Source organism: Streptomyces sp. NPDC058653, from assembly GCF_042716895.1.
GTDB lineage: Bacteria > Actinomycetota > Actinomycetes > Streptomycetales > Streptomycetaceae > Streptomyces.
Genome location: NZ_JBHXRM010000030.1, coordinates 80,905 through 104,561 on the forward strand (window position 1 = coordinate 80,905; position 23,657 = coordinate 104,561).

Genomic DNA, 23,657 nt, shown 5'->3' on the forward strand with positions numbered 1-23,657 from the left:
GAAGAACCGGAGAAAGTGACAGTCAGGCCCGGATTATTGCCAGCGCTCAGCTGAAGGAGCGCCGGTAGGTGAGAGGGCTGACGCCCGTGGTGCGCTTGAAACGGTCACGGAAGGCGGTGGGCGAGCCGAAACCGACTTGGACGCCGATGTGTTCGACCGAGTGGTGGGTGCTCTCCAGCAGATGCTGGGCCTGGCGGACCCGGGCGCGGTGCAGCCACTGGAGCGGGGTGTCCCCGGTCTGCTCGCGGAAGCGCCGTATCAGTGTCCGGGTGCTCATCCCGGCCTGCGCGGCGATGTCGGCGAGCGTCAGGTCGCGGCCCAGGTTGCCCTGGAGCCAGGTCAGCAGGGGTTCGAGCGCGGAGCCCCGGGGGGTGGGGATGTGTTCGTGGACGATGAACTGCGCCTGGCCGCCCTCGCGTTCGAGGGGAACCACGGACAGACGCGCCGCGTCGGCGGCGACGGCCGAGCCGTAGTCGCGGCGGATCATGTGCAGACACATGTCGAGGCCGGCGGCGGCGCCGGCGGAGGTGAGTATCTGCCCGTTGTCGACGTACAGAACGGTCGGATCGACCTCGATACGGGGGTGGGCCGCGGCCAGTTGACCGGCCGCGATCCAGTGCGTGGTGGCGCGCAGCCCGTCGAGGAGACCGGTGGCGGCGAGGGGAAACGCCCCGGAACAGATGGATGCGATCCGCACCCCCCGCCCGGCCGCCGCGCACAGCGCGTCGCGCGCGGCGGGCGTGAGAGCCGTCTCCGGCTCGGCGGTACCGGGGACGATGACCGTCTCCGCACCTCGAAGCCCGTCCAGCCCCCAGGGCGCACGCAGGGCGAAGGTCCCTGCGTCGACATCGGGTTGCTCGGCACACACCCGTATCCGGTAGCCGGGGCTGCCGTCCGCGAGCCGGGTCCGGCTGAAGACCTCGATCGGCGTGGACAGATCGAAGGGAACGACCTGATGGAGCGCGAGGACGGCGACGGTGTGCATGGCGGGAAGATACCGCTGCGGGGGTGATGGCCTGATGAGGCCGGGTGCGGGGTCCAACCAGCACGGCACGACGGCGCGGCAGGCGTCGCGGGGCGTGGTGGTCCGTGACTGGCGTTTCGCTTGCCTTCAGGGCGTGGTGGCCCTTGGCCCGTCCGCGCCTGCGGTCATGTGTGGCTCGCGTGAGCGAGGTCTCGCTCGCGGTGGCGCGTTGCGCTCGCGAGGGAGGTCCGGCTGACGATGGGCGTGGCGGTTCGTGATCGGGGCTGCGCCCGAGGCATTCGTGGCTCCCGTGAGGGACGTTCCGCTTGCGATGGGGCGTGGTTGCCAAGGAATGGCGTACCGACTGCGGTTGGGTGTGGCGGTCCGTGGCTGGCGTCACCACAGGGGTGCATGGCGGGCCGTGATCGGCGTCCCAACCTGTCGTCATGCGCGGGTCCCTTGCAGCGGGCCGTGCACGCGGTGACGTGTGGTTCCCGCCAGGGACGTCCCGCCTGCGGTGGGGCGTGGTGGTCCGTGACTGGCGTTTGGCTTGCCTTCAGGGCGTGGTGGCCCTAGGCCCGTCTGCGCCTGCGGTCATGTGTGGCTCGCGTGAGCGAGGTCCCACTTGCGGTAGCGCCTTGCGCTCGCGAGGGAGGTCCGTCTTGCGGTGGGCGTGATGGTCAAGGACCCGCGTCGCGCCTGGGGTAATGCGTGGCGGTCGACCGGCGTTTCGGTTGCGTTCGGGCGTGGTGGTTTGTGATCGGGGTCGCGTCCGAGGCAGGCGTGCCTCCCGTGAGGGACGTTCAGCTTGCGATGGGCGTGGTTGCCAAGGGCAGGTGTCGCGCATGCCTTCGGGCGTGGCGGTCCATGGCCCGCACCGCGCCTGCGGTCCGTGTAGCTCCCGCAAGGGAGGTCCCCCATGTGGTGGGGCGTGGTCGCCGAGGATTGGCGTACCGACTGCGGTTGGGTGTGGCGATCCGTGGCTGGCGCCGCGCCCTCACTCGCGCGTGGCGCTCCGTGACCGGGCCGCGCCCGCCGTCAGGCGTGACTCCCGCGAGGGACATCCTGCCCGCTGTCACGGGTGGTGACCCGCGAGCGCAGTCAGGCGTGTTGGCCCGTGACCGGCGTCCCGACCGCGTTCCGGCGTGGCGGCCCGCCCCCGTCCGCCCCCGCCGGGCCGCCGTCCCCGTGACAGGCGCCCCGCCAAGACCACCCATCGGCTTTGCCATTCCTTTACAACCCGGCCCCTCCCCGTCTCGTCTCTCCTGCCGATCTGTAGCCCCGCCCCCGCGAAACCCCAGGGGGGCGGACGACGAGAGAGAGCGACTCATGCGACGAACTGTCCTCAGTGCCGTGGCACTCGCCGGTACCGCCGTGTTGGCCGGTGCCGTGCCCGCGTTCGCGGACGATGCGACCCCGAGCCCGGTGCCCAGCACCCGTCCGTCCGAAGCGCCCGCCGAGGAGCCGTCGCAGGCGGTGCCCGCGCGGACGCCGAGTGCCGCGCCGGCCCCGGCCAGGACACCCGGTCAGGTCCGTGTCGTACCGGAGGGTGCGCCCAACACCGGAGTGGCTCCCGTGGCCTCCGAGTCCGGTAACGACGCCGTGCTGGTCGGAACCGGCGCCGCCGCTCTCGTCGCGGGCGGTGCGGTGGTCTTCGTCGTACGCCGGCGAGCGACCGGGGCGTGACCCCGCCCTCCAGGCGCGCCTTCGCCGCCGCCGCGCTCGCGTCGCTGCTCGTGGGCTGCGGCGGCCCGGGTCCCGACCGGGCCACGGAAGAGGATCGTGCCGTCGGTACGCCACCGCCCGCCGCGACGGTGAACGGGGAGCGCGGCGCGAAGGCGATCGCCCGCTCCGTACCCGTCGGGTTGCGGATCCCCGCCATCGGGGTCGACACCCCACTCATGGAGTTGGGGCTCGCCCCGGACGGCACCATGCAGGTGCCGCCGGTCACGGCGGACGACCGCGCGGGCTGGTACCGCCACTCGCCGACGCCCGGTCAGGCAGGCCCGTCGGTGGTCGTCGGGCATGTCACCGTCGGTTCCTACGGCGACGGGGTGTTCCGGGACCTCGCGCGGTTGCGCCGGGGCGACAAGGTCACGGCGCGCCTGGAGAACGGAGCGGCGGCGGAGTTCGCGGTCACCTCCGTACGGAAGGTCGCCAAGGCGGACTTCCCGGCGGACGACGTGTACGGGGACGTAAACCGGCCGGAGTTGCGGCTCATCACATGCGGTGGCCAGCGTGATGACGAGGGCTACCTCGACAACGTGATCGTCTTCGCGACGATGACCGCTGCGAGCGGCCCCTGACGCACACGCCCCCCGGCAACGGCTGACGGTCGACCCCCGACGACCTACACCCGGCACCCGATCCCGGACCGAGGGAACGTAAACCCTCGGTCCGGACTCCTCCCCTGTGGGCCGACGAGCCCCGCCGACCCCCCACTGCGGCCACGACCATGGAGAGCGTTGAAACGGTCCCGCGACAAGGAAGCGTCCGACCTGTTCGCCGCCCTCTACCCGCGCCTCGCCGGCTGGTGCCGTCGGCTGGTCGACGACGACGAGACCGCGCACGAGATCGCGTCCGAGGCGTTCACCCGGCTCTGGGCGCGGTGGACGTCCGTGCAGGAGCCGCGCGGCTTCCTCTACGTCACCGCGGCCAACCTCGTACGGGACCACTGGCGCAAACTTGAGCGCGAACGCAGGGCCATGCGCCGAGTCACCTCCGAAGCCGCGGTCAGCCCGTACACCGAGCAGGCCGACCCTTCGGTACGGCTGCTCGTACAGTCACTGCCGGAACGACTGCGTGTGCCGATCCTGTTGCACTACTACGCCGACATGCCGATCCGGGAGGTGTCCGCGCTGACCGGACGCAAGGAAGGAACCGTCAAGGCCGACCTCCACGCGGCCCGCGAACTGCTCCGCGCCCACTTGAGGAGAAGCCTTGACCACACGCGCTGACGACAGGCCGGAGTTCGACCCCGAGGACCCCCTCTCCGTCATCCTGCGGCCCACACCCGACCCTCTCGGCCCACCGCCCCGTCGTTACGAGGCGATCCGCCGCAATGCCGCCCGCCGCCGGCTGCTCCGCGCCGCCGCGGGCGTCGGCCTGTCGTGTGCCGCCCTCGGCCTGGTCGCCCTGCCGTTCCACCTCGCGACGACGTCCGACGGACCGGCGGCCCCGACGGTCCCCCTCGCCCCACCGCCCGCGACCAGTTCCTCGTCGGACCCCGCCCCGTCGCCACCATCGCCACCATCGCCACCGTCGCCAGGACCCGGCACCCCCATCCCCCGGGAGAAGACCGCGCCGGACAACTCCCCATCCCCAAGTGCCCCGAGTTCACCGAGCGTGCGCGACCCCCGGACCAGTCCCCACCGCAGTCTCCCGACGGCGACACCCAGCCAGGCCTCCCATCGACGCACCGCGATTCCCCCCGGATCGGCCCCGACCCCGGAGAGCCCCCGGCGACAGTAAGCAGCCGCCCGGCAGGAGGGCGTGGCCGAGGGCCCTGGGCCTGGGCCGGTGCCTGTTCCGGGCCGGCGCGTCAGCTCCCGCTCAATGTGTCGCTGAGGAGCCCCAGCAGGCGTTCCCAGTGGCGCTCCAGTCCGGCGGGGTCGAAGGCATCGGTGTCGGACATGGTGAACCCGTGGACGGTGCCGGGGTAGATCTCGGAGGTGTGGTCGAGCCCGGCGGCGTCCAGGGCCCGGTTGAGCTCGCCGAGAGCCTCGGGCGTCAGGTCGCCTTCGGCGTGGCCGAAGTGGACCCGGGCCCTCAACTTGCCGAAGACGCCGAACCCGTCGGCACTCACGGGGGCGTGGAACGCGGCGAGGGCGGCCACTTGGCCCGGGTGGGCCACGGCGGTGCGCAGCGCCAGAAGGCCGCCGATGCAGTAGCCGGTCACCGCGACCGGCCCGGCGGCGACCTCGGGGCGGGCGCTGAGGAACCTGAGATAGGCGTCGGCGTCGCTGAGGGCCCGCTCGCGGGTGTGCGCCTTGATCAAGGGCATCACCCTGCTGAGGACCTCGGACCGCGCCTCCGCCCCGATGTACTCGGGAAGCTCGATCACCGGTGCCGGGCCCTGCCGGTAGAAGATGTTGGGGACGAGTACGTAGTACCCGTGGCCGGCCAGTTCGAGGGCCATCTCCCGCAGTACGGGACGGATGCCGAAGCCGTCCATGTACATCAGCACCCCCGGGTGCCGCCCGGCACCCTCGGGGAAGGCGGCGAAGGCGTCGGCCGAGCCGTCCTCGGTGGGGATGTGCACTGTCTCGCTGGGCATGCGTTTCTCCTGTCGTGGTTGACGTGTCGAGCTGTGAACAGCACGAACAGGAGGCGGAGCCCGCGCGACAGCGTCGGGCCCTCGTTCCGACCCCGGGCCCGCGAAGGCCCTTACGGCGCTCAGGGGAGCGCCGGGTCACCGATCCGTGTGTGGCGCGAGGCCGTCCCGGTAGTCATCGCCGGTCAACGTACTCGACCGAAGAGGACCGCCGCCAACCGCCCGGGTCCACGGCGCTGTTCACGAAGTCCGGCGCGGCCCCGCGCACAGGAGGCCCCCGGCACCGCGCCGTTCACCGTGCGCCCAGCAACGTGCGTGTCTCCTTGTCGATCTGGCGCGCCTCACCCGTCGGTACGACGATCACCGGGACCTCCGCGTCCGGCGCGCTGACCAGGTGGGCGGGCGTGTCGTCGTCCGCCGACGGGATCAGCAGGCCGCCCGTGACGCCCAGGATGCCCAGCCCGGAGCAGATCTCCTCGCGTACCTCCGGCTGGTCCTCGCCGATCTCGCCGGTGAAGACCAGCGCGTCGAGCCGGTCCAGCGACGCGGCCATCGCCGCGATACCGCTGCGGCAGTGGTGGGTGAAGACGTCCAGCGCCAGGACCGCCCGCTCGTCGCCGTTCGCGCGGGCGCGCACCAGGTCGCGGGTGTCGCCCGACGTACCGGAGAGGGCCAGCAGCCCCGAGCGGTGGTCGAGGGCGTCGTCGATGTCCCGCGCGGAGAGGCCGTGCCGGGTCTGGAGCCAGGTCAGGGCGCCCGGGTCGACGGCGCCGCTGCGATGACTCATCACGAGGCCGTCCAGCGGAGTGAAACCCATGGTGGTGTCGACGCTCGTGCCGTCCCGTACCGCGCACGCCGAGCAGCCGCCGCCGAGATGCGCGATGACGATCCGCAGGTCCTTCGGCCGCTGCCCGAGCAGATCGGCGGCGCGGGCCAGCGCCCAGGCGTAGGAGAGGCCGTGGAAGCCGTAGCGCCGTACGCCGAACTCGCCGCGCCAGGTCTCGGGTACGGCGAACTCCCGGGCCGCCGCGGGCAGACCGGTGTGGAAGACGGTGTCGAAGCAGGCGATGTGCGGCACGTTCGGCAGCAGCTCGCGGGCCGCGTCCAGTACGCGCAGGGCCGGCGGGACATGCGAGGGGGCCAGGTCGGACATGCGCTGGAGGGCGTCCCTGACGTTGTCGTCGACCAGGGTGTGATGCCGAAGCTCCGGGCCGCCGTGCACGATGCGATGCCCCACCGCCGTGGGCGCGGGCGCGAAGCGGAGCAGGTCACGGAGTTGTCCGGCCGTGTTGTCACCGGGCGCGGACGTGTCGTCGTACGAGGCGAGCGCCGTGCCGTCGTTCGCGAAGACGGTCAGATGCACGCTGGAGGACCCGGCGTCCGCCACCAGCACGGGTTCACGCTCGCGATCGGCCACGACATGCCCTTCCTCTCAGCTCCGCCGCCCGGCTCTTCCGCTCGGCGCTTTCGCCCGGCACTCCCCGCCCCGCTCTCTGCCCTCCCGCTCTCCGTCCTCCTGAGACCCCGTTCTCCAGCCCGCTCCCCGTTCCCACCCCACCCGCCCCGTTCTCCGCGGATACGTGTCACCCCGCGTCGCCGCTGGTCCGCCCGACCGGCAGCAGCGCTCCGATGTCGACGGGCAGCGCGGCAGCGATCTTGTTCATCAGCTCGGGCGCGAGAGCCGCGTCCAGCACCTCCAGCACGGCGGCCGCCTCCCGCAGGGCCGCGTCCTCCGTAGTGCCCGCGCGGTCCGCGATCCGCCCCGTGAAGGCGATCAGGTCGAACCGTTCGCCGGAGCCCGCGTCCCGCCCCTCCGCGACCGCGAACTCCGCCGGCCGCCGAAGGTCCGCCGCCAGCTCCGGCGGCAGCTGCGCGGCCACATGGTCGGCGAGCCCCGCGGGCAGCCGTTCGCCCAGGGTCCGCAGCACCGCCTGTGTCGCCCGCTCGGTGGATCCGCGGTCCGGCAGTCGGGCGAGCGCCTGAATCTTGCCGATCATCTCGTCGTGGTGCATGGCGTGATCCTCTCCGCACGTCACTGGTCGGGGCCTCGTCGACACCCCCGTACGCGGCCCGGCCGCGGGTCCGGGGGCAGGCGCCGGGTGCGGCGGCCGCGTCCTGGCGCGGTCTCCGTCGGCATCGGGTGTGGCCCGCAGCCTCAGGGTGAGTCCGGGCCCGCGTTCCGGCAAGTTTGGGGCCGCGCCATTCGGCTACCCATGAGGCGTCCCGTACGAGCGGGACCACGGGCCCACGACCCCGCAGGTAGGAGAGGCACCATGCGTATCGGAATCATCGGAGCGGGCCGTATCGGCTCGACGCTCGCCCGGCACTTCGCCGCCATCGGCCACGAGGTGGCCCTCGCGAACTCGCGCGGCCCCGAGACGCTCGCCGACGTGGTCGCGAGCATCGACGGCCCCATCAGGGCCGTCACGGCCGTGGAGGCGGCCCGGTTCGGCCAGGTGGTCGTCGTGTCGATCCCGTACGGGCACATCGGCGATCTGCCCGTCGCCGAGCTGCGCGACAAGGTCGTCATCGACACTTGCAACTACTACCCGAAGAGGGACGGCCACGAGGCCGATCTGGACGACGACTCCACGACCTCCAGCGAGAAACTGCGGAACCTCACGGACTCCAACCTGGTCAAGGCGTTCAATTCCATCTACTGGGACACGCTCCGCGACCGTGGCCGCCCCAAGGGCGACCCGGCACGTCTCGCCATCCCGATCTCCGGCGACGACGAGGAGGCCGTGGCCGTCGTCGCGGGTCTGATCCGCGACATCGGGTTCGACCCGGTGAACGCGGGCCATCTCGGCGGGGGAGGGCGTAAGCACCAGCCCGGTACGGACGTGTACACCACGGAGCTGTCAGCCACAGAGCTGGACGCGCGGCTGCACAGCGCGTGAGACCCCCTGCGAGGCGCCTCTGTCCACGCCGGAGCAGTACCGTGTGAGGCAGAGGAGGGACTAAAAAATGGCTACAGAGAAGGCAATTCTCGCGGGCGGCTGCTTCTGGGGCATGCAGGATCTGATTCGCGGTCTGCCCGGGGTGATCTCCACCAGGGTCGGTTACACGGGTGGCGACGTCCCGAACGCGACGTACCGCAATCACGGAACGCACGCCGAGGGCATCGAGATCATCTTCGACCCCGAGAAGACCAGCTACCGCCAGATCCTGGAGTACTTCTTCCAGATCCACGACCCCACGACGCTCAACCGCCAGGGCAACGACATCGGCCTCAGCTACCGGTCGGCCATCTACTACGTCGGGGACGAGCAGAAGCGCGTCGCCGAGGACACCATCGCCGACGTGGAGGCCTCCGGCCTCTGGCCGGGGAAGGTCGTCACCGAGGTGGCCGAGGAAGGCCCCTTCTGGGAGGCGGAGCCCGAGCACCAGGACTATCTGGTCCGCTACCCCGACGGATACACCTGCCACTTCATCCGGCCGAACTGGAAGCTGCCCGTACGCAGTGAGCGGTAGGCGGCGCCCGGCGCGCTGAACCGTCCGTCCTCGATCGCCGGAGGTGCCGCGCCGGTGGCGTCCCGGCCGGCGATCGAGGATCCCGGTGTCGCCGGGGGCGCGGACTCAGACCGCGAAGACCTGCGCGTCGTCCGCGAACGCCTTGAACTCCAGCGCGTTGCCCGCCGGATCGTGCAGGAACATCGTCCACTGCTCGCCCGGCTGCCCCTCGAAACGCAGGTAGGGCTCGATGACGAACGTCGTCCCCGCCGCACGGAGCCGGCCCGCCAGCTCGTGGAAGTCCGGGGGCGTCAGCAGCAGCCCGAAGTGCGGTACGGGCACCGCGTGCCCGTCGACCTCGTTGTGCGCGCCGTCGCCCCGCCGCGGCGCGAGATGCGTGACGAACTGGTGGCCGTGCAGATTCCAGTCCACCCAGGTGTCCGAGCTGCGGCCCTCCGCGAGACCGAGTACGCCGCCGTAGAAGCGGCGCGCGGCGGCGAGGTCGTCGACCGGCACGGCGAGGTGGAAGCGCGGTATGCGGGTGTCGGGGGTGGTCATGGGGGTGTCTCCGCCCTTCGTCACGATCACGTGTCGCCGTCGCTGTGTCTCGTACACAGGCACTGTACGGACGCCCGGTACGGGTCCGCCGCCCCACAAGGTCGGTCCTGCGACGGCTCCCTACGACATCTGCCCCGTCACCTCGGTCTCTCCCGCACCACGTCCGCCGGCTTCTTGTCGTCGCGCAGCCCCAGAAAGCGGGGGTGGCGCAGCATCCCGTCCCGCGTCCACTCGGTGAACGCGATCTGGGCGACGAGCCGGGGCTCCGACCAGTGCGGAGCCTTCTCCTTGACGACATCGGCGAAGGGTGAACGGGGCACCTCGGCCTCGTCGAGCTGGCGCCGGAGGTCCAGGAGCGTCGCGTGGTCGTATCCCGTGCCCACCTTGCCCGCGTACCGGAGCCGTCCGTCCTCGTAGTGGCCGAGGAGCAGGGCGCCGAAGCCGACGCGTGAGCGGGAGGGCTCCGTGTAACCGCCGATGACGAACTCCTGCCCCTGCTCGCACTTGAGCTTCAGCCACCCTGTCGAGCGCCGGGGCTCGTAGCGGCCCGCCGCCCGTTTCGCGATCAGCCCCTCCCAGCCGTCGGCACACGCCTTGTCCAGCAGCTCCTGGCCGCCCGCGTTGCGGTGCGGGGTGAAGCGCAGGGGTGCCCGGTAGGCCAGCGCCCTGCGCAGCAGGGACTTGCGGGAACGCAGGGAGACCGCGGTGAGATCGGCGCCGTCGAGCCGCAGCAGATCGAACAGGTAGTACGTGACGGCCACCCCGCTGGCCCGCGCCCGTCGGGCGTCGCTGATGCCCATCCGCTGCTGGAGGCGGGCGAAGTCGGTACGGCCGTGGGAGTACGCGACGACCTCCCCGTCCACGGTGAAGTCGGCGCAGTCCTGTTCGGCGAGGGCGTCGACGATCTCCGGATAGGTCGCGTTGAGCCGTCGCCCGGTGCGCGACAGCAGCCGTACGCCGGAGGCGTCGCGTACGGCGAGTACGCGTACGCCGTCCAGTTTCCGCTCAAAGATCCAGCCGTCGCCGAACAGCCGCCGGTCGGTCAGCGTGGCGAGCATCGGCGTGGACGCGAGCAGGGCGCCCGCCCGAGCGGATCGAAGCCTTCGCCGCTCGTCGGCGGCCAGCGTGTCCAGGAGGCTGCTCATGGGGGCCTCGCCTCTCTCGTATCAGGGGCTACGGAAGGAGGCTCCCCGGGATGTGACGCGGGTCGCGCCCGGGACCCGGCTGATCACCCGTTAGGGGCGGGTTGGCGGCCCTGGGGCGTGGCGAGCAGCTGAACGCGGGTGGCGGCGGCCCCCGCGCGACGGCGATGCCGGTATCCGCCGCCGGCGGCTGGTGGGGACCGGCGGTCCCCGTGCCTGCGGCGAATCGACGGCGGCCGCCGGGTGGCCGGTCACGCCGGGGAGCGGTGCGACGACGACCGCATCGGCTGGGCGGCGGCAGGCACCGGACCGGCGGTCCCCGTACGACGGCTGCCCGGTGGATGGCCGTGTCGGGGAGCGGTACGGCGACGACCGCATCCGCCGACGGCGGCTGGCAGCGACCGTATCTGCGGACGGCGGCCAGCGGCGTACCGGTACTGACCGGGTGGCGAGCGAGTGGACCGGAGGTCTCCGAGCCTGTGGCGAAGCGACGATGGCCGCCGGGTGGGCGGCCATCCCGAGGTGCGGTGTGACGGCGACCGCATCGGCTGGGTGGCGGCAGGTGGCGCACCGGCAGTCCCCGTACGACGGCTGCCGGGTGGCCGTTCACGCCGGCGAGCGGTGCGGCAGGCGATGCCCCTATCCGCCGGCGGCGGCTGATGGGGACCGGGTGGTGAGCGGGCGGACCGACCGTATCTGCGGACGGCGGCCAGTGGTGTACCCGGGACTGACCGGGTGGCGAGCGGATCGGCGGTCTTCGTGCCTGTGGCGAAGCGACGATGGCCGCCGGGTGGGCGGCCACGCCGGGAAGCGGTGCGATGACGACCGCATCGGCTGGGTGGCGGCGGGCAACGGACCGGCGGTCCCCGTGCGGCGGGCCGTCGGGTGGGTGGCCGTGTCGGAGAGCGGTTGCGGCGGCGATGACCGTATCCGCCGGGGGCGGCTGGTGGGGACCGGGTGGCGTGCGGACCGGGGGTCCCCGCGCCCGCAGCGAAGCGACCGCCGCCGCCGGGTGGCCGATTGCGCTGGCTAGTGGTGTGACGGCGATGTCGGGCAGGGCGGTCGCGATGACCGTGTCCGGGTACGGCGGTCGGGGGCTTTCCCGGCAGCGACCGGGGGGCGAGCGGGCGGACCGGCGGTCCCCGTGCCCACGGCCGCCGGGTGGGCGGTTACGCCCAGGAGCGGTGTGGCGGCGACGGGCGCATTCGTCGCGCACCGTGGGCCAGCAGCGTCCCCGGCAGGGGCCAGGAGTGCACCGGTCCCGGATGGTCGGTGCTCCGAGGGGCGAAGGGCTACCCCCGCGCCCTTCGCCCCCCTGACCGTGCGGGGGCCACGGTGGGCGCTCAGCCCGCCCGCTTCCCGCCCGGCACCGTCGTCGTCTCCGGGAGTGCGATCTGTCCCGTGACGAACGAGCTCCACAGCCCGAACCGCAGCCTCTCGTCGCGGTCACCGGAGAGTTCGGCGAAGCTGACCTCCCGGCCGCCGACCTCGCGAGCGGCGCCCCACTCCAGCTCGAAGCGCAGCGTCCCCGCCCGGTCCTCGGGAGGCACGGCGGACACCGGCACGATCTCGTCGAGTGCCCACTCGTACCCGCTCTCGCGGTACTCGGGCGTGACGCGCTCCCAGGTCAGCTCCAGGAGCGCGTTCGATTCGGGGATGACGACCAGCGCGCCACGCAGACCGTTCGCGTGACGGGTGTTGAAGGCGAAGACCTCCGCCGTGCCCTCCGGATACACATGGCTGGTGCCCCGGCCGACCCGCGACCCCTCCGGACACGCGTCGACGCCCTCCGCCTCGATCACCTTCCGCGCGCAGACGGGGAACGCCTCCGGACGGAAGTCGAGCGACTCGTCGAAGAGGAAGACGAAACGCCGCGCGCCCGCCGGAGCCCCACCCTCGTCGGACCGGCTCGTACGGTCGAACCCGACGCGTACTCCGCGCTTCGTGCCGCCGTCGGGCGTGACGGTCGCGGAGAGCGAGTCGATGTTGCGCGGGCCGGGGACATCGGGCTCGTACGGCCGCTGCGGGCCGCCCGGAGCCGGGTCGGACGGCGGGCCGCCGTGCGGTGCCGCGGACGAGCCCGTCGCGGTGGCGGGCGCCTGCCCGGTCAGGAACAGCGCGGTCAGCGCCGTCGTCACCGCCACCGCGGCCTTCCGGGCCCTCCCGCCACCGCGTGCCCCGCCCGCTCCCCGTGTACCGCCTGTGCGCATGAGTCCCGCCTCTCGTCCCCGCGTCCCGCGCCCGCGTACGCACACGGCCACGACCTGAGGTCTCATGCTCGCCCGGCGGACCGCGCGCTCGGTGTGCCCTGCTGAACCTGGGTTCCGCCGTACCCAGGGTCGTGCGCCCCCACCGAGGACTCCCGGCCGGCGGCACCCCGTGGACAATGAACCCATGCGGAAACAAGGGGAGTTGGGCGATTTCCTGCGCTCGCGGCGGGCCAGGATCCAGCCCGAGGACGTCGGTTACGCCTCGGGGTCCGGACAGCGCCGGGTGCCGGGCCTGCGCCGGGAGGAGCTGGCGCATCTGGCGGGGGTCAGCGTCGACTACTACGTGCGGCTGGAGCAGGGCCGTAACCAAGGCGTCTCCGACGCGGTGCTCGGCGCCGTCGCCGACGCCCTGCGGCTGGACAGGGACGAGCGTGAGCATCTCTTCCGGCTTGCCCGCCCGCAGAAGCCCGGGGCGGGCGGGACGGTCACGGTCCCCGCCGCGTCCGGCGCGACCGTACGGCCGGAGGTGCAGCGGCTCCTCGACTGGATCACCGCCCCCGCGCTGGCCATGGGGCGCCGCCTGGACGTCCTCGCCTGGAACCGGCCCGCGTGCGGACTGATCACGGACTTCGGCGCGCTCCCGCCGCGCGAGCGCAACATGTGCCGGCTGCACCTCCTGGACGAGGAGATCGGCAGCCGCTACCCCGACCGTGACATGGTCGCCCGCGAGGCCGTGGGCAGTCTGCGGATCGCGGCCGGGATCCACCCCGACGACGGCGAGTTACGGGAACTGGTGGACGAACTCAAGGAGCACAGCGCGGAGTTCCGCCACTACTGGGCGCAGCACACGGTGCGGACGAAGTCGCACGGCATCAAGCTCATCGACCATCCGCACCTCGGATTCCTCAAGCTCACCTACGAGATCACGCACTTCCCGCAGGACCAGGAGCTCAGCCTCCTCGTCTACACGGCCGGTCCCGGCACGCCGGAGGAGAAGGCGCTGCGGGAGCTGGCGGACATCTGAGGGGCGTGAGGGCGGGTGGGTGCGCCCGTACCCAGGTTGGCTGTGCCGGAGTCGGGCAGGGCCCGGGGGAGGGCGGGGCGATGTGACCGGAGGGCCGCTCGGCCGACGATGAGACGGACGGTTCGCTCGCCCGGCCGCACCGACCGAAAGGTACTCCTCATGCGTCTGCTCGTCACCGGTCTGACCACCCTGGCGCTGGGAATGATGACGCCCGCCGCCGCTCCGGCCGCGCCCCCGGCCCCCGCCGGAGCGCAGGCGGCCCCCGCCCCCGCCGTCTCCGTCTCGATACCCGACCGCTACGTGATCCCCGGCGACCGCGCCTTCCCGACCGGCATGGCCCTCGACCCCCGTACCGGTCACTACTACGTCGGCAGCGCCGAGGACGGCACCCTCTACCGAGGTCACGTCAGCCGCCCCGAAGCCAGGGTCTGGTCGCCCGACGGGACCGACGGCCGCTCGTTCACCTCCGGGATGACGCTGGACGGCCGGGGGCGCCTTTTCGTCAACGGCGGCGACACCGGCACCACGCGGATCTACGACACCGGGACCGGTCGGCTGCTCGCCAAGCTCGACGGCACGCCCGGCGGCTTCGTCAACGACGTCACCCTGGCCGACGACGGCGCGGCCTATGTCACCGACTCGTTCCTGCCCGTCGTCTACCGCGTGGCACGGCAGGACGGTCGCTGGACGATGGAGCCCTGGCTGGACGTCGACGACTCCCCGGTCGACTGGGTCCACGGCCAGCACATTCTCAACGGCATCATCGCCGTCGGTCCCCATCTGCTGGCGATCCAGAGCAACACGGGCCGGTTGTGGCGGATCGACCGCGCCACCCGCGAGGTCGGCGAGGTGGATCTCGGCGGCCACCGCCTCGTCAACGGCGACGGGCTCGCCTGGCGCGACGGGCGGCTCTATGTGACACAGGGCAATCTGTTCGAAGACCCAGCGGCCCAGGCGCAGGTAGCCGTGGTCGAGCTGAACGACGGACTGACGCGGGGACGCCAGGTGGCCGCGCTGGTGCCCCCGGAGGGGTTCCAGCACCCGAGCGCGATAGCGATCGACGACTCCCCGGGCCGGGGCACGGAGGGAGCGAAGAGCCGACTCCTCGTGGTCAACAGCCAGTTCAACCGCTGGCAGGCCGGACTGCCCCCGCAGACACTGCCGTTCACGCTCGCCACCGTTCGGGTCCCGACGCCGTAAGGGACCCGACCGGCCGTGGGCCGTGCGAAAGCCGCGCGGCCCTGCGCGGTACGGAAGCCCCGCCGCCCCGCCCCGTGCTGAAGCCGCCCCGGCCTCGCGCGGTGCCAACGACGCCCCCGCCTTGCGCGGTGCCGACACCGTGCCGGCCTCGCGCGGTGCCTAAGTTGCGTCGGCCGCGCGCCGTGCGGGAGCCGCCCTCGCCCCGCGTGGTGCCGAAGTCACACCGACCCTGGGTCGCGCGCGAGCGCAGCGACGTTGCCCGCGCCGTATCGAAGCCGCAGGCACGCTGCCCTCGAAGTGCCGAGTACAGACGCGCCCCGCGTCGTATCGAACGCGCGCTCACCCCCGCGCCGTGCGGATGCCATCTCGGCCCCGTGCCGTATCGAAGCCGCAGCCCACGCCCACCCGGGCCCCCGCCCCCCGGTGGTGAGCGCGCTCGTCGCCCACCACCGCGACCCCGCGACCCGTTACGACGCGCGGTGCGTCGGTTGGAGGCCGGCGTACACGCCGCCGCGTGTCATCAGGGAGTCGTGCGTGCCCACCTCGGCGATCCGGCCGTGTTCCATCACCACGATGCGGTCCGCGCCCCGAATCGTGGACAGCCGGTGCGCGACGACGAAGACCGTGCGGCCGTCGACCAGCCGCGCCAGCGCCTCCTGCACCAGCGCCTCCGAGCGGGTGTCGAGGGCCGACGTGGCCTCGTCCAGGACCAGTACCCGGGGATCGCGTATCAGCGCGCGGGCTATCGCGAGCCGCTGCTTCTGCCCGCCCGAGAGGCGCGCGCCGCGCTGCCCGACGACGGTGTCGAGACCCTCCGGCAGACGGTCGACGAATTCCAGCGCGTTCGCGTCCCGGAGCGCCCGCCGCACCGTCGCCTCGTCCGTGCCGTCGAGCCCGTACGTGACGTTCTCCCGGATCGTGCCCTCGAAGAGGATCGACTCCTGCGGTACGACGGAGAGGAACCTGCGGTAGCTGCGCAGGTCGAGGGAGGCCATGTCCGCGCCGTCCAGCAGGATGCGGCCGGAGGTGGGGCGGATGAAGCCGATGAGGAGGTTGAGCACGGTCGACTTGCCCGCGCCGGACGCGCCGACCAGCGCGACGGTCTGACCCGGCCGGGCGGAGAGGCTGAAGCCCTCCACCGCGGTGTCGGCCGATCCCTCGTACTGAAAACCGACGTCCTCGAAGTCGATCCGCCCCGCGACCGAGTCGACCTGCTCCTTGCCCGCGTTGCTTTCGAGGTCGGGAGCCTGGAGGACCTCGCCCGCCGACCGTACGGACTCAAGTCCCTTGCTGATGACCGGCGCGAGGCCGAGCAGGGTCACCATCGAGCTGGTCAGGGTGGTGAAGAAGGCGCTCAGCATGACGACGTCGCCCGCCGTGATGGGCAGCAGCCCGTGGTACGCGACGAGCGCCGAGCCCGCGAGACAGGCGACGCCCAGCGAGTTGAGCAGGATCCACGCGAGCGCGCCGAAGCGCCCGTTGAGCAGATCGAGTCGCACCCCGGCCGCGAGCACCTGGCGCAGCGAGCCGTCGATGCGGACCATCGCCGCGCCTTCGAGACCGTGCGCGCGGGTGATCGGGATCAGCGATGTCATCTCGCTGACGCGCGACGACATGCGCTCCACCTCGTGGCGGAACGCCGCGTTGTGGCTCTGGAGGCGCCCGCGCAGCCGCACGATAAGGAAACCGGCGGCCGGGACGACGAGCAGGAAGACGGGGAGGAACGACGGTACGCGCAACCCGATCACGACGAGTCCGCCGACGAGCGTGATGACGGCGGCCAGCCCCATGTCCGACGACTGCTGCACCATCTGCTCGACCGTCTCCACGTCCCTGACCACCTTGGCCTGGAGCACACCGGCGCTCACCCGCGAGTGGTAGCCGATGGAGAGCTGCTGCATACGGCGGCAGAGCGCGTCGCGCAGCGCCATGCCCACCCGCCGCACGCTTCCGGCCATACAGCGCACATAGAGCAGATGCAGGGGGAGGTTGAGTACGAGGACCACGAGCAGCACGCCCGCGTTGATCCAGATGTCGGAGACCGGACCGTGAACCACGACGGTGTCGATGATGTTGGCGGTGATGAGGGGAAGCAGCCAGATCGGGCTGTGCTTCCCGATGAACGCGAGGACGGCGAGGGCGAGTCGGGGGCGGTCGGGACGGAAGAGATAGCCGAGGGTCCGGACGGGATGTTCACCCCGGTAGCGGTGGTCGAGTGCCGCGGATGACGGAGTGGGAGAGACCGGTCGCTGCATGGGCCAAGCAAATCCCGCGCCTCGCGGCCGTGCAACCCCCTCCTTACCTGCGGATTTACCGCACCACACGTCAACTGCCCACCGCCTGGGCCGACTTCGGCCCGGCGGCTGCGGCGACGTCTCAGCCCGCGTCTCAGCCCGCGAACGGGGTGCCGGGCAGGCCCTGCCCCGCGTCCGGCAGGACGAGGAGCGAGCCGGTGAGAGGGTGCGGGTCGACGACACCGACCCGGGCCGTGGTGATGTAGAGGTCCCGCAGGCCGGGGCCGCCGAAGGCGCAGGAGGTGGGGCGTCGTACGGGCAGTTCGACTGTACGGTCCAGCTCGCCGCCCGGCGTGTAGCGGCGGATCGCCGCCCCGTCCCAGAGGGCGACCCAGACACAGCCGTCCGCGTCGACGGTCAGTCCGTCCGGGTGCCCGGCGCCGGGCTCGATCGTCGCCAACGGGCCCTGGTCGACCAGCGGTTCGCCGGGGGAGTGCGTGTCGGCCCGGAACCGGTCGATACGGCCGGTGGGGGTGTCGATGTAGTACATCGTCCGCCCGTCGGGACTCCAGCCGGTGCCGTTGCCGACCGTGACGGGCCGCGTGTCGGTGACGGCGGGCGCGGAGCCGCCCGAGGGGTCGTGCGCCACCCGGATCAGCGTCCCGCCGCCCGGCGTCTCGTCGTAGTACATGCTGCCCGCCCAGAGGGCGCCGTCGGGAGCCACGGCCGCGTCGTTGCCCCGGCGGCCGGGCACAGGGTCGTGGACCAGCCACGAGAAGTCGCCGCCGGGGCCGTAGGCACCGATTCCGTCACGGAGATTGACCACGAGCCCGCCCCCGGCCCGGGGAAGCGCGGCGCCCACGTGCTGCTCGGTGGCCATGACCGTACGGCGGCCGTCGGCCGGGTCGAAGGTATGGATCCGGGCGGAGAGGATGTCCACCCAGATCAGCCGGCCGGTCGCCGGATCCCAGGTGGGACCCTCACCCAGCTTCGCCCGCTCCCGTACGGCGACCTCCAGCCGCCGCCCGGTCCGCGCGCCCGCCGTGCTCGTCCTCATCGTTCCCCGCCCTCCGCCCCGTGCTTGGTCCGGACCGCGCCGGGGCTCCGCGGGACCCCGACGGGCCCCGACGCTTCCAAGACGATCAAATTAGCGAGATTCGGCCAAACGGACACCCGTAACCCCCATAATCTGTGGACCGGCCACATCAGTCGGTGAACGTGTGTCACACCCGTCACTCGCGGACCCGCAGAATGGTTCATCCGACCAGGTGCGGGGTGAAGACCGCCTGCCTGCGCGCGCGGCTCGCCCACTATCTGAGAGAGGTGTAGAAAGGGTTCATGGCCGGACGCGACGGCCGCCGGCGCTCGGTTCTGAAGATGAGGACAGTCGCAGGCCAGGTCTTTCTTCTTCAGGTGGCGATCGTCGTTCTGCTCGTCGCCGCCGCCTCCACCGCGCTTGTACTCCAAGGCCGCTCGGACAGTGAGCGCGAGGCCCGCAACCGCTCCGTCGCCGTGGCCGAGACCTTCGCGAACTCTCCCGGCATCCAGGCCGCGCTCAAGAACCCCAATCCCGCCGAGGTCCTGCGCCGACCCGCCGAGCTCGCCAGAGAACGCTCCGGCGTCGACTTCATCGTCGTCCTCAACACCAACGGGATCCGCTACACCCACCCGATTCCCAACCGGGTCGGCAAGAAGTTCGTCGGCAATCTCAAGCCCGCCCTGCACGGGCACGTCGTCACCGAGAAGATCACCGGCACCATCGGCCCCCTCGTACAGGCGGTCGTCCCCGTCACCGACGCGCGCGGCAAGGTGGTCGGCCTCGTCTCGGCGGGCATCACCATCAAACGTGTCAGTTCCGTGGTGGAGGACGAGTTCCCGCTGCTGTTCGGCGCCGCCGGCGGTGTGCTCCTCCTGACCATGGGCGGCACCGCCCTGGTGAGCAGACGCCTGCGCCGCCAGACACACGGGCTCGGACCCTCCGAGATGACCCGTATGTACGAACACCACGACGCGGTCCTGCACGCCGTACGCGAAGGAGTGATCATCGTCCGCGGCGACGGCAGACTGATGCTCGCCAACGACGAGGCCCGCAGACTGCTCGACCTGCCGGCGGACGTGGAAGGCCGTGCCATCACCGAGCTGGGCCTCGACCCGGACACCGGGACCCTGCTGGGCTCCGGCCGGACCGCGACCGACGAGGTCCATCCCGTCGGCCAGCGACTGCTCGCCATCAGCCAGCGCCCCACCGACCAGGACGGCGGCCCGCCCGGCAGCGTGACCACCCTGCGCGACACCACCGAGCTCCAGGCGCTCAGCGGAAAGGCCGATGTGGCCCGGGGACGGCTGCGGCTGCTGTACGACGCCGGCACGGAGATCGGTACGACCCTGGACGTGGTCCGCACCTGCGAGGAACTGACCGAGTTCGCGGCAGCCCATTTCGCCGACTTCGCGACCGTCGACGTGGTCGAGGCCGTCCTGCGCGGCGAGGAGCCGACCACCGTCGTGCTGGACATGCGCCGCACCGCCTTCAGCGGCCCGGACGAGGAGACCTCCCTCTATCCGCTCGGCGAGCTGATCCACTTCGCCCCCTCCACCCCCCTGAGCGACGCCATCGTGAACGGCGAGGCGATCCTGGTCGCGGACCTCGCCGCCTTCTCCGGCTGGCACAAACAGCAGCCCGAGCGCGCGAAGAAGCTGGTCGACGAAGAGGGCATCCACTCGATGATCACCGTTCCCATGCGGGCACGGGGTGTCACCCTCGGAGTCGTGACCTTCTGGCGGGCCGGAAGCGCGGAGTCGTTCGAGGGAGAGGACCTCTCGGTCGCGGAGGAACTGGTCGCCAGGGCGGCCGTCAGCGTCGACAACGCCCGCCGCTACACCCGCGAGCACACGATGGCGGTCACCCTCCAGCGCAGTCTGCTGCCGCGCGGCCTGCCCGCCCTGAGCGGCATCGACGTCGCGTACCGCTATCTGCCCGCCCAGGCCGGCCTCGGCGGGCTCGGCGGCGTCGGCGGCGACTGGTTCGACATCATCCCGCTGCCCGGGGCCCGGGTGGCGCTCGTCGTCGGTGACGTCGTCGGCCACGGCCTCCTCGCCGCCGCCACCATGGGCCGGCTGCGCACCGCCGTCCACAACTTCTCGACCCTGGACCTGCCGCCCGACGAACTCCTCTGGCACCTGGACGAGTTGGTCACCCGGATCGACCAGGACGAGGCCGTCGAAGGGGTCGACGCCGAGGTCACCGGTGTCACCTGTCTGTACGCGATCTACGATCCGGTGACCGGAAACTGCTCCATGGCGCGGGCGGGTCACCTCCAGCCCGTGATCATCCACGAGGACGGCACGGCGGTGTTCGCCGATGTGCCCGGCGGCCCGCCCCTCGGGCTCGGGGGACTGCCCCTGGAGACTCTTGAGGTGCACCTGCCGGAGAACAGCAGGCTGGTCATGTACACCGACGGACTCGTCGAGGACCGCCAGCGCGACATCGACGAGGGCCTCGCGCTGCTGCGCCGTACGCTCGCCACCCAGGCGAACCGGACCCCCGAGCAGGCCTGCGACGCCGTCCTCCAGGCGCTGCTGCCCGAGACCCCGCGCGACGACATCGCCCTGCTGGTCGCCCGCACCCGCGTACTGGACAGCGAGCACGTCGCCGACTGGGAGATCCCCGCCGACCCCGCCGCCGTGGGCAGGCTGCGGGCCGACGTGACGCGCAGGCTGACGGACTGGGGCCTGGTGGAGGAGGCGTTCACCACCGAGCTGATCCTCAGCGAACTGGTCACCAACGCGATCCGGTACGCGTCCGGGCCCATCCGCGTACGGCTGATCCGCGACCGCAGTCTGATCTGCGAGGTGTCCGACCACAGCAGCACCTCCCCGCATCTGCGCCAGGCGGCCGGCACCGACGAGGGGGGCCGGGGACTCTTCCTCGTCGCCCAGTTCGCGGAGCGCTGGGGAACGCGCTACAGCGCCCAGGGCAAGGTCATCTGGACCGAGCAGCCGATCGGCAACTCCTCCTGAGCGCGGCGCGGACGGCCACGCCGTCTGTCAACTCGGACTGGGCCGTACGGGAGCCGACGAGCGAGGTCCGTGCGGACGCCATAGGCTTCTAATCAGTACGAATCAGGCACGTCAGTGTGAACTCCGACAGACGTGGATCCCGCCCGGCACCTGTGCGCGAAGCACCGCGCGCAAGCGCCCACCGGCATGTTCCACGCGCATCTCAGGCCGGCGCTTTCTCGCCGGCACCGCTCAATCCGGCTCCGCTCGGGCCGGGAAGAGAAAGGGACTGGGTTATGGGGCTGCTGTCGGCCGTACTGATTTCCCTTCTGTTTCCGGCTCTGATGCTGCTGATCACGGTGGGGCTGGGACGTATGGAGGAATTCCTGTTGCCACATCTGCGGGCCCCGCTGCCGGCCGAGGGGGAGGCGGACACCGCCCCGTCGGAGGAGGCGGCCAGGGACTCACCGCCCGCCGCGTCGGACGCGAAGGACGGCGCACTCGCTGCGGCCGTCCACGCCGAAGAGATCCACACCCAGGACATCCACACCCAGGACATCCGTGCCGAAGAGATTCGTGCCGAAGAGATTCGCGCCGAGGAGATCAGCGTCGCCAAGGCCCGCGCGGAGGCCCTGCGGCGCTCCGCCAGGCGCCGTGCCTACGGGACCCCGCGCCCCGTCGGCCGTACCAACACCGGCCCGCCGCGCGGGGCTCGGACGACCCCCCTGAGGTTCCGATGAAACAGCGCAACGTCGTGGACGCACTGCTCCACTCCCACGGTGGCACCTACGCCGCCGACGCGGGCATCAGACTGCGTGACACACCCCAGCCCCTGTATCAACTACTCGTCCTCGCCGTCCTGTTGAGCGCCCCCATCCGGGCCGGCACCGCCGTCGCCACGATGCGCGCGTTGCGCGACGCCGGCATGCGCAATCCCCGCCGGATGCTGGACGCGACCTGGCAGGAGCGCGTCGACGCCCTCGGACGGGGCGGTTATCGGCGGTACGACGAGAGCACCGCCACCAGGCTCGCCGACGGCGCCGACCTGCTGATCCGGCGGTGGCACGGCGACCTGCGCCGTATGCGCGCGGAGGCCGACGGCGACGTACCGATCCTGCGCCACCTCCTCCAGGACGTGCCCGGGATCGGCCCGGTCGGGGCGGACATCTTCCTGCGCGAGGTACAGGCCGTCTGGCCCGAGGTCGTGCCCTACTTCGACACCAAGGCCCTGCACGGCGCCGAACGCCTCGGCCTCGGCAACAACGCCACCAGGCTCGCCGGACTGGCCGGGGAGGACGGCCCCGCCACTCTGGCCGCCGCGCTGGTGCGCGCCTCCCTGGACGACGACGTCGTCCAGGACTCCCTGCGCGAGGCCCGCCGGGACACCCGCTCGGCCGCCTAGGTCCTGCCGGCTTCGTGGGTCGGCCCGGGGCGCTCGGTGCTGTGCGCCGCAAGGCGGAGGATCTTCCTGTATCGCACACAATCGGACGAGTCGGGCGAAGTGGCTGCCGTGCAGGCCGCCCCGGGCCCGCGAAGATCCGCCGACCAGGCCCTGGGACCGCTCAACGGCGCGATCGCCGGGAGCCGGAGGTCCGGCGGGCGACCGGGCTCGACACCCGGCCGGCGATCAGTACTCGCTGTCGATGCCCGTGACGAACGCCGCCCCCAGGGGCGCCTCGTCCGCCGAGTAACCGGCCTCGCTCAGCGCGGCCCCCGCCACCTTCTTCGCCTCGGTCTCGGCGCCCCGCCTGTTGTCCGCCTCGATCTCCAGCCTGATGCTGAACGTGCCGCCCTCGTTGACCGTCAGCATGTCCAGCTCCTCGGCCTCACCCAGGGCCGTGTGCTGTGGGTCCGCCGGCCGCAGCGCCCGCAGCAGCGCCGCGCGGGAGTCGGCGTCGAGCGTGCGCAGGAAAGTGCCCGGGACGGTGATGACGTACGCGGTCATGCGAACTCCTGGCGTTGACGGCCCCGCGGTACGGGGTGGGCTGCTGCGCCCCACGCATGTGACCTGCCCCGTTTTCCGCTCCACTCACCTGCCGGATCCGGATCACCGCCCCGGATTTCCCGGGGCCCGATCCGGGACGGCCGGCGATTTCCGCTTCCATTCTCCGCGAATCGGATTCCGGCGCGCGCTTATGCTCCGCACATTTGCCCAGGCGGGCGGGAGAGGTTTCGCTTCCGGGTGGGCGTTCGGTGTGGGATGCTGGAGACTCCGTATCCTCCCTTCTCCCTGCCGAGGCACTATGCGCTGCGTCATTGCCCGCTTTCCCTTCGATCTGGTCAAGAGCGAGGTGCAGCTGGCGATGAAGGGCATCAAGCCCGAGCCGATCACGGGCGAGTCCGTTGTCATCGGCCGCCGTACGTATCCGGTGAAGCAGGTGGGCGAGGTGATCACGCGCCAGGACCGCCGCGACTTCTCCTCCTCCGAGGTGACCCGCGCGCTCACCCGTCTCGGCTTCACCTGCCGCAGCGGCGCTCCCGTCCCGGCCCCGGTGGAGGAGCCGAGCCCGCTGGAGACCGCCTCGGCGATGCTCGGCACGCCCGCGCAGAGCTGAGCACACCGCGCACGACGTACGCGGAGGGCCCCGTCACCGACCGGTGAC

21 protein-coding genes are annotated in these 23,657 nt (G+C 72.0%); 11 read left to right on the forward strand and 10 right to left on the reverse strand.

What is annotated here, in order from left to right; translation table 11 throughout:
• Window positions 1-46 precede the first annotated feature (46 nt).
• Window positions 47-985 (reverse strand): GlxA family transcriptional regulator, encoded by a 939-nt coding sequence (locus ACFWU9_RS24335; protein ID WP_384321779.1) that lies wholly within the window; start codon window positions 983-985, stop codon window positions 47-49.
• Between the two features lie 1,308 nt (window positions 986-2,293).
• Between ACFWU9_RS24335 and ACFWU9_RS24340 the strand changes: the two genes are divergently transcribed.
• The 3 genes from ACFWU9_RS24340 to ACFWU9_RS24350 all read left to right on the forward strand — a co-directional run bounded on the left by ACFWU9_RS24340 (window position 2,294) and on the right by ACFWU9_RS24350 (window position 3,921).
• Window positions 2,294-2,650, forward strand: a complete 357-nt coding sequence (locus tag ACFWU9_RS24340) for a sortase-dependent protein (protein WP_384321781.1) — start codon at window positions 2,294-2,296, stop codon at window positions 2,648-2,650.
• Complete coding sequence (locus tag ACFWU9_RS24345) at window positions 2,647-3,270, forward strand: class F sortase (RefSeq protein ID WP_384321782.1); 624 nt, start codon at window positions 2,647-2,649, stop codon at window positions 3,268-3,270. The genes ACFWU9_RS24340 and ACFWU9_RS24345 overlap by 4 nt, the downstream gene beginning before the upstream one ends.
• A gap of 159 nt (window positions 3,271-3,429) precedes the next feature.
• Window positions 3,430-3,921: an RNA polymerase sigma factor gene (locus ACFWU9_RS24350; RefSeq protein WP_384321784.1), complete on the forward strand. Its 492-nt coding sequence runs from the start codon at window positions 3,430-3,432 to the stop codon at window positions 3,919-3,921.
• A gap of 584 nt (window positions 3,922-4,505) precedes the next feature.
• Here ACFWU9_RS24350 and ACFWU9_RS24355 read toward each other — a convergent pair.
• The 3 genes from ACFWU9_RS24355 to ACFWU9_RS24365 all read right to left on the reverse strand — a co-directional run bounded on the left by ACFWU9_RS24355 (window position 4,506) and on the right by ACFWU9_RS24365 (window position 7,249).
• On the reverse strand, window positions 4,506-5,240 hold the full coding sequence (locus ACFWU9_RS24355) for a dienelactone hydrolase family protein (protein WP_384321786.1): 735 nt from the start codon (window positions 5,238-5,240) through the stop codon (window positions 4,506-4,508).
• Window positions 5,241-5,529: 289 nt separating this feature from the next.
• Window positions 5,530-6,654, reverse strand: coding sequence for an acetate/propionate family kinase (locus tag ACFWU9_RS24360; protein ID WP_384321788.1), 1,125 nt, complete (start codon window positions 6,652-6,654; stop codon window positions 5,530-5,532).
• Between the two features lie 166 nt (window positions 6,655-6,820).
• On the reverse strand, window positions 6,821-7,249 hold the full coding sequence (locus tag ACFWU9_RS24365; RefSeq protein WP_384321790.1) for a DUF2267 domain-containing protein: 429 nt from the start codon (window positions 7,247-7,249) through the stop codon (window positions 6,821-6,823).
• Window positions 7,250-7,510: 261 nt separating this feature from the next.
• On the opposite strand from ACFWU9_RS24365, the gene ACFWU9_RS24370 reads away from it, so the two are divergent.
• Both ACFWU9_RS24370 and msrA read left to right on the forward strand, forming a co-directional pair.
• Window positions 7,511-8,137 (forward strand): NADPH-dependent F420 reductase, encoded by a 627-nt coding sequence (locus ACFWU9_RS24370; RefSeq protein ID WP_384321792.1) that lies wholly within the window; start codon window positions 7,511-7,513, stop codon window positions 8,135-8,137.
• Between the two features lie 67 nt (window positions 8,138-8,204).
• On the forward strand, window positions 8,205-8,711 hold the full coding sequence (msrA, locus tag ACFWU9_RS24375) for a peptide-methionine (S)-S-oxide reductase MsrA (protein WP_384321794.1): 507 nt from the start codon (window positions 8,205-8,207) through the stop codon (window positions 8,709-8,711).
• A gap of 105 nt (window positions 8,712-8,816) precedes the next feature.
• Here msrA and ACFWU9_RS24380 read toward each other — a convergent pair whose 3' ends face one another.
• The 3 genes from ACFWU9_RS24380 to ACFWU9_RS24390 form a co-directional block, all read right to left on the reverse strand.
• Window positions 8,817-9,248, reverse strand: a complete 432-nt coding sequence (locus tag ACFWU9_RS24380; RefSeq protein ID WP_384321795.1) for a VOC family protein — start codon at window positions 9,246-9,248, stop codon at window positions 8,817-8,819.
• Between the two features lie 137 nt (window positions 9,249-9,385).
• On the reverse strand, window positions 9,386-10,393 hold the full coding sequence (gene ligD, locus ACFWU9_RS24385; RefSeq protein WP_384321797.1) for a non-homologous end-joining DNA ligase: 1,008 nt from the start codon (window positions 10,391-10,393) through the stop codon (window positions 9,386-9,388).
• 1,340 nt (window positions 10,394-11,733) lie between these two features.
• Window positions 11,734-12,600: a hypothetical protein gene (locus ACFWU9_RS24390; RefSeq protein WP_384321799.1), complete on the reverse strand. Its 867-nt coding sequence runs from the start codon at window positions 12,598-12,600 to the stop codon at window positions 11,734-11,736.
• Between the two features lie 184 nt (window positions 12,601-12,784).
• On the opposite strand from ACFWU9_RS24390, the gene ACFWU9_RS24395 reads away from it, so the two are divergent.
• Window positions 12,785-13,624 carry a helix-turn-helix transcriptional regulator gene (locus tag ACFWU9_RS24395; RefSeq protein WP_384321801.1) on the forward strand — a complete coding sequence of 280 codons (840 nt, stop codon included), beginning with the start codon at window positions 12,785-12,787 and terminating at the stop codon, window positions 13,622-13,624.
• A 159-nt stretch (window positions 13,625-13,783) separates the two neighbouring features.
• A complete protein-coding gene (locus tag ACFWU9_RS24400; RefSeq protein ID WP_384321804.1) occupies window positions 13,784-14,824 on the forward strand; it encodes an SMP-30/gluconolactonase/LRE family protein in 1,041 nt (346 codons plus the stop codon).
• Between the two features lie 467 nt (window positions 14,825-15,291).
• Here the strand turns inward: ACFWU9_RS24400 and ACFWU9_RS24405 are convergent, their stop codons facing one another.
• Window positions 15,292-17,079, reverse strand: a complete 1,788-nt coding sequence (locus ACFWU9_RS24405; RefSeq protein ID WP_384321806.1) for an ABC transporter ATP-binding protein — start codon at window positions 17,077-17,079, stop codon at window positions 15,292-15,294.
• Between the two features lie 133 nt (window positions 17,080-17,212).
• Window positions 17,213-18,115: an SMP-30/gluconolactonase/LRE family protein gene (locus ACFWU9_RS24410; RefSeq protein ID WP_384321809.1), complete on the reverse strand. Its 903-nt coding sequence runs from the start codon at window positions 18,113-18,115 to the stop codon at window positions 17,213-17,215.
• Window positions 18,116-18,396: 281 nt separating this feature from the next.
• Between ACFWU9_RS24410 and ACFWU9_RS24415 the strand changes: the two genes are divergently transcribed.
• The 3 genes from ACFWU9_RS24415 to ACFWU9_RS24425 all read left to right on the forward strand — a co-directional run bounded on the left by ACFWU9_RS24415 (window position 18,397) and on the right by ACFWU9_RS24425 (window position 22,456).
• On the forward strand, window positions 18,397-21,075 hold the full coding sequence (locus ACFWU9_RS24415; RefSeq protein WP_384321811.1) for a SpoIIE family protein phosphatase: 2,679 nt from the start codon (window positions 18,397-18,399) through the stop codon (window positions 21,073-21,075).
• A 275-nt stretch (window positions 21,076-21,350) separates the two neighbouring features.
• On the forward strand, window positions 21,351-21,794 hold the full coding sequence (locus tag ACFWU9_RS24420) for a hypothetical protein (protein WP_384321813.1): 444 nt from the start codon (window positions 21,351-21,353) through the stop codon (window positions 21,792-21,794).
• Window positions 21,791-22,456: an endonuclease gene (locus tag ACFWU9_RS24425; RefSeq protein WP_384321815.1), complete on the forward strand. Its 666-nt coding sequence runs from the start codon at window positions 21,791-21,793 to the stop codon at window positions 22,454-22,456. Before ACFWU9_RS24420 ends, ACFWU9_RS24425 begins: the two co-directional genes overlap by 4 nt.
• A 225-nt stretch (window positions 22,457-22,681) precedes the next feature.
• On the opposite strand, the gene ACFWU9_RS24430 is transcribed toward ACFWU9_RS24425, so the two are convergent.
• Window positions 22,682-22,999 (reverse strand): hypothetical protein, encoded by a 318-nt coding sequence (locus ACFWU9_RS24430; RefSeq protein WP_384321817.1) that lies wholly within the window; start codon window positions 22,997-22,999, stop codon window positions 22,682-22,684.
• A gap of 298 nt (window positions 23,000-23,297) precedes the next feature.
• On the opposite strand from ACFWU9_RS24430, the gene ACFWU9_RS24435 reads away from it, so the two are divergent.
• Window positions 23,298-23,609, forward strand: coding sequence for an SCO5918 family protein (locus ACFWU9_RS24435; RefSeq protein ID WP_384321819.1), 312 nt, complete (start codon window positions 23,298-23,300; stop codon window positions 23,607-23,609).
• Window positions 23,610-23,657 lie beyond the last annotated feature (48 nt).

Bases quoted from the DNA above. Each gene is read 5' to 3' on its own strand.
- ACFWU9_RS24335 (WP_384321779.1), bottom strand. From the start codon at position 985: ATGCACACCGTCGCCGTCCTCGCGCTCCATCAGGTCGTTCCCTTCGAT.
- ACFWU9_RS24340 (WP_384321781.1), top strand. From the start codon at position 2,294: ATGCGACGAACTGTCCTCAGTGCCGTGGCACTCGCCGGTACCGCCGTG.
- ACFWU9_RS24355 (WP_384321786.1), bottom strand. From the start codon at position 5,240: ATGCCCAGCGAGACAGTGCACATCCCCACCGAGGACGGCTCGGCCGAC.
- ACFWU9_RS24365 (WP_384321790.1), bottom strand. From the start codon at position 7,249: ATGCACCACGACGAGATGATCGGCAAGATTCAGGCGCTCGCCCGACTG.
- ACFWU9_RS24370 (WP_384321792.1), top strand. From the start codon at position 7,511: ATGCGTATCGGAATCATCGGAGCGGGCCGTATCGGCTCGACGCTCGCC.
- msrA (WP_384321794.1), top strand. From the start codon at position 8,205: ATGGCTACAGAGAAGGCAATTCTCGCGGGCGGCTGCTTCTGGGGCATG.
- ACFWU9_RS24380 (WP_384321795.1), bottom strand. From the start codon at position 9,248: ATGACCACCCCCGACACCCGCATACCGCGCTTCCACCTCGCCGTGCCG.
- ligD (WP_384321797.1), bottom strand. From the start codon at position 10,393: ATGAGCAGCCTCCTGGACACGCTGGCCGCCGACGAGCGGCGAAGGCTT.
- ACFWU9_RS24390 (WP_384321799.1), bottom strand. From the start codon at position 12,600: ATGCGCACAGGCGGTACACGGGGAGCGGGCGGGGCACGCGGTGGCGGG.
- ACFWU9_RS24395 (WP_384321801.1), top strand. From the start codon at position 12,785: ATGCGGAAACAAGGGGAGTTGGGCGATTTCCTGCGCTCGCGGCGGGCC.
- ACFWU9_RS24400 (WP_384321804.1), top strand. From the start codon at position 13,784: ATGCGTCTGCTCGTCACCGGTCTGACCACCCTGGCGCTGGGAATGATG.
- ACFWU9_RS24405 (WP_384321806.1), bottom strand. From the start codon at position 17,079: ATGCAGCGACCGGTCTCTCCCACTCCGTCATCCGCGGCACTCGACCAC.
- ACFWU9_RS24410 (WP_384321809.1), bottom strand. From the start codon at position 18,115: ATGAGGACGAGCACGGCGGGCGCGCGGACCGGGCGGCGGCTGGAGGTC.
- ACFWU9_RS24415 (WP_384321811.1), top strand. From the start codon at position 18,397: ATGGCCGGACGCGACGGCCGCCGGCGCTCGGTTCTGAAGATGAGGACA.
- ACFWU9_RS24420 (WP_384321813.1), top strand. From the start codon at position 21,351: ATGGGGCTGCTGTCGGCCGTACTGATTTCCCTTCTGTTTCCGGCTCTG.
- ACFWU9_RS24425 (WP_384321815.1), top strand. From the start codon at position 21,791: ATGAAACAGCGCAACGTCGTGGACGCACTGCTCCACTCCCACGGTGGC.
- ACFWU9_RS24430 (WP_384321817.1), bottom strand. From the start codon at position 22,999: ATGACCGCGTACGTCATCACCGTCCCGGGCACTTTCCTGCGCACGCTC.
- ACFWU9_RS24435 (WP_384321819.1), top strand. From the start codon at position 23,298: ATGCGCTGCGTCATTGCCCGCTTTCCCTTCGATCTGGTCAAGAGCGAG.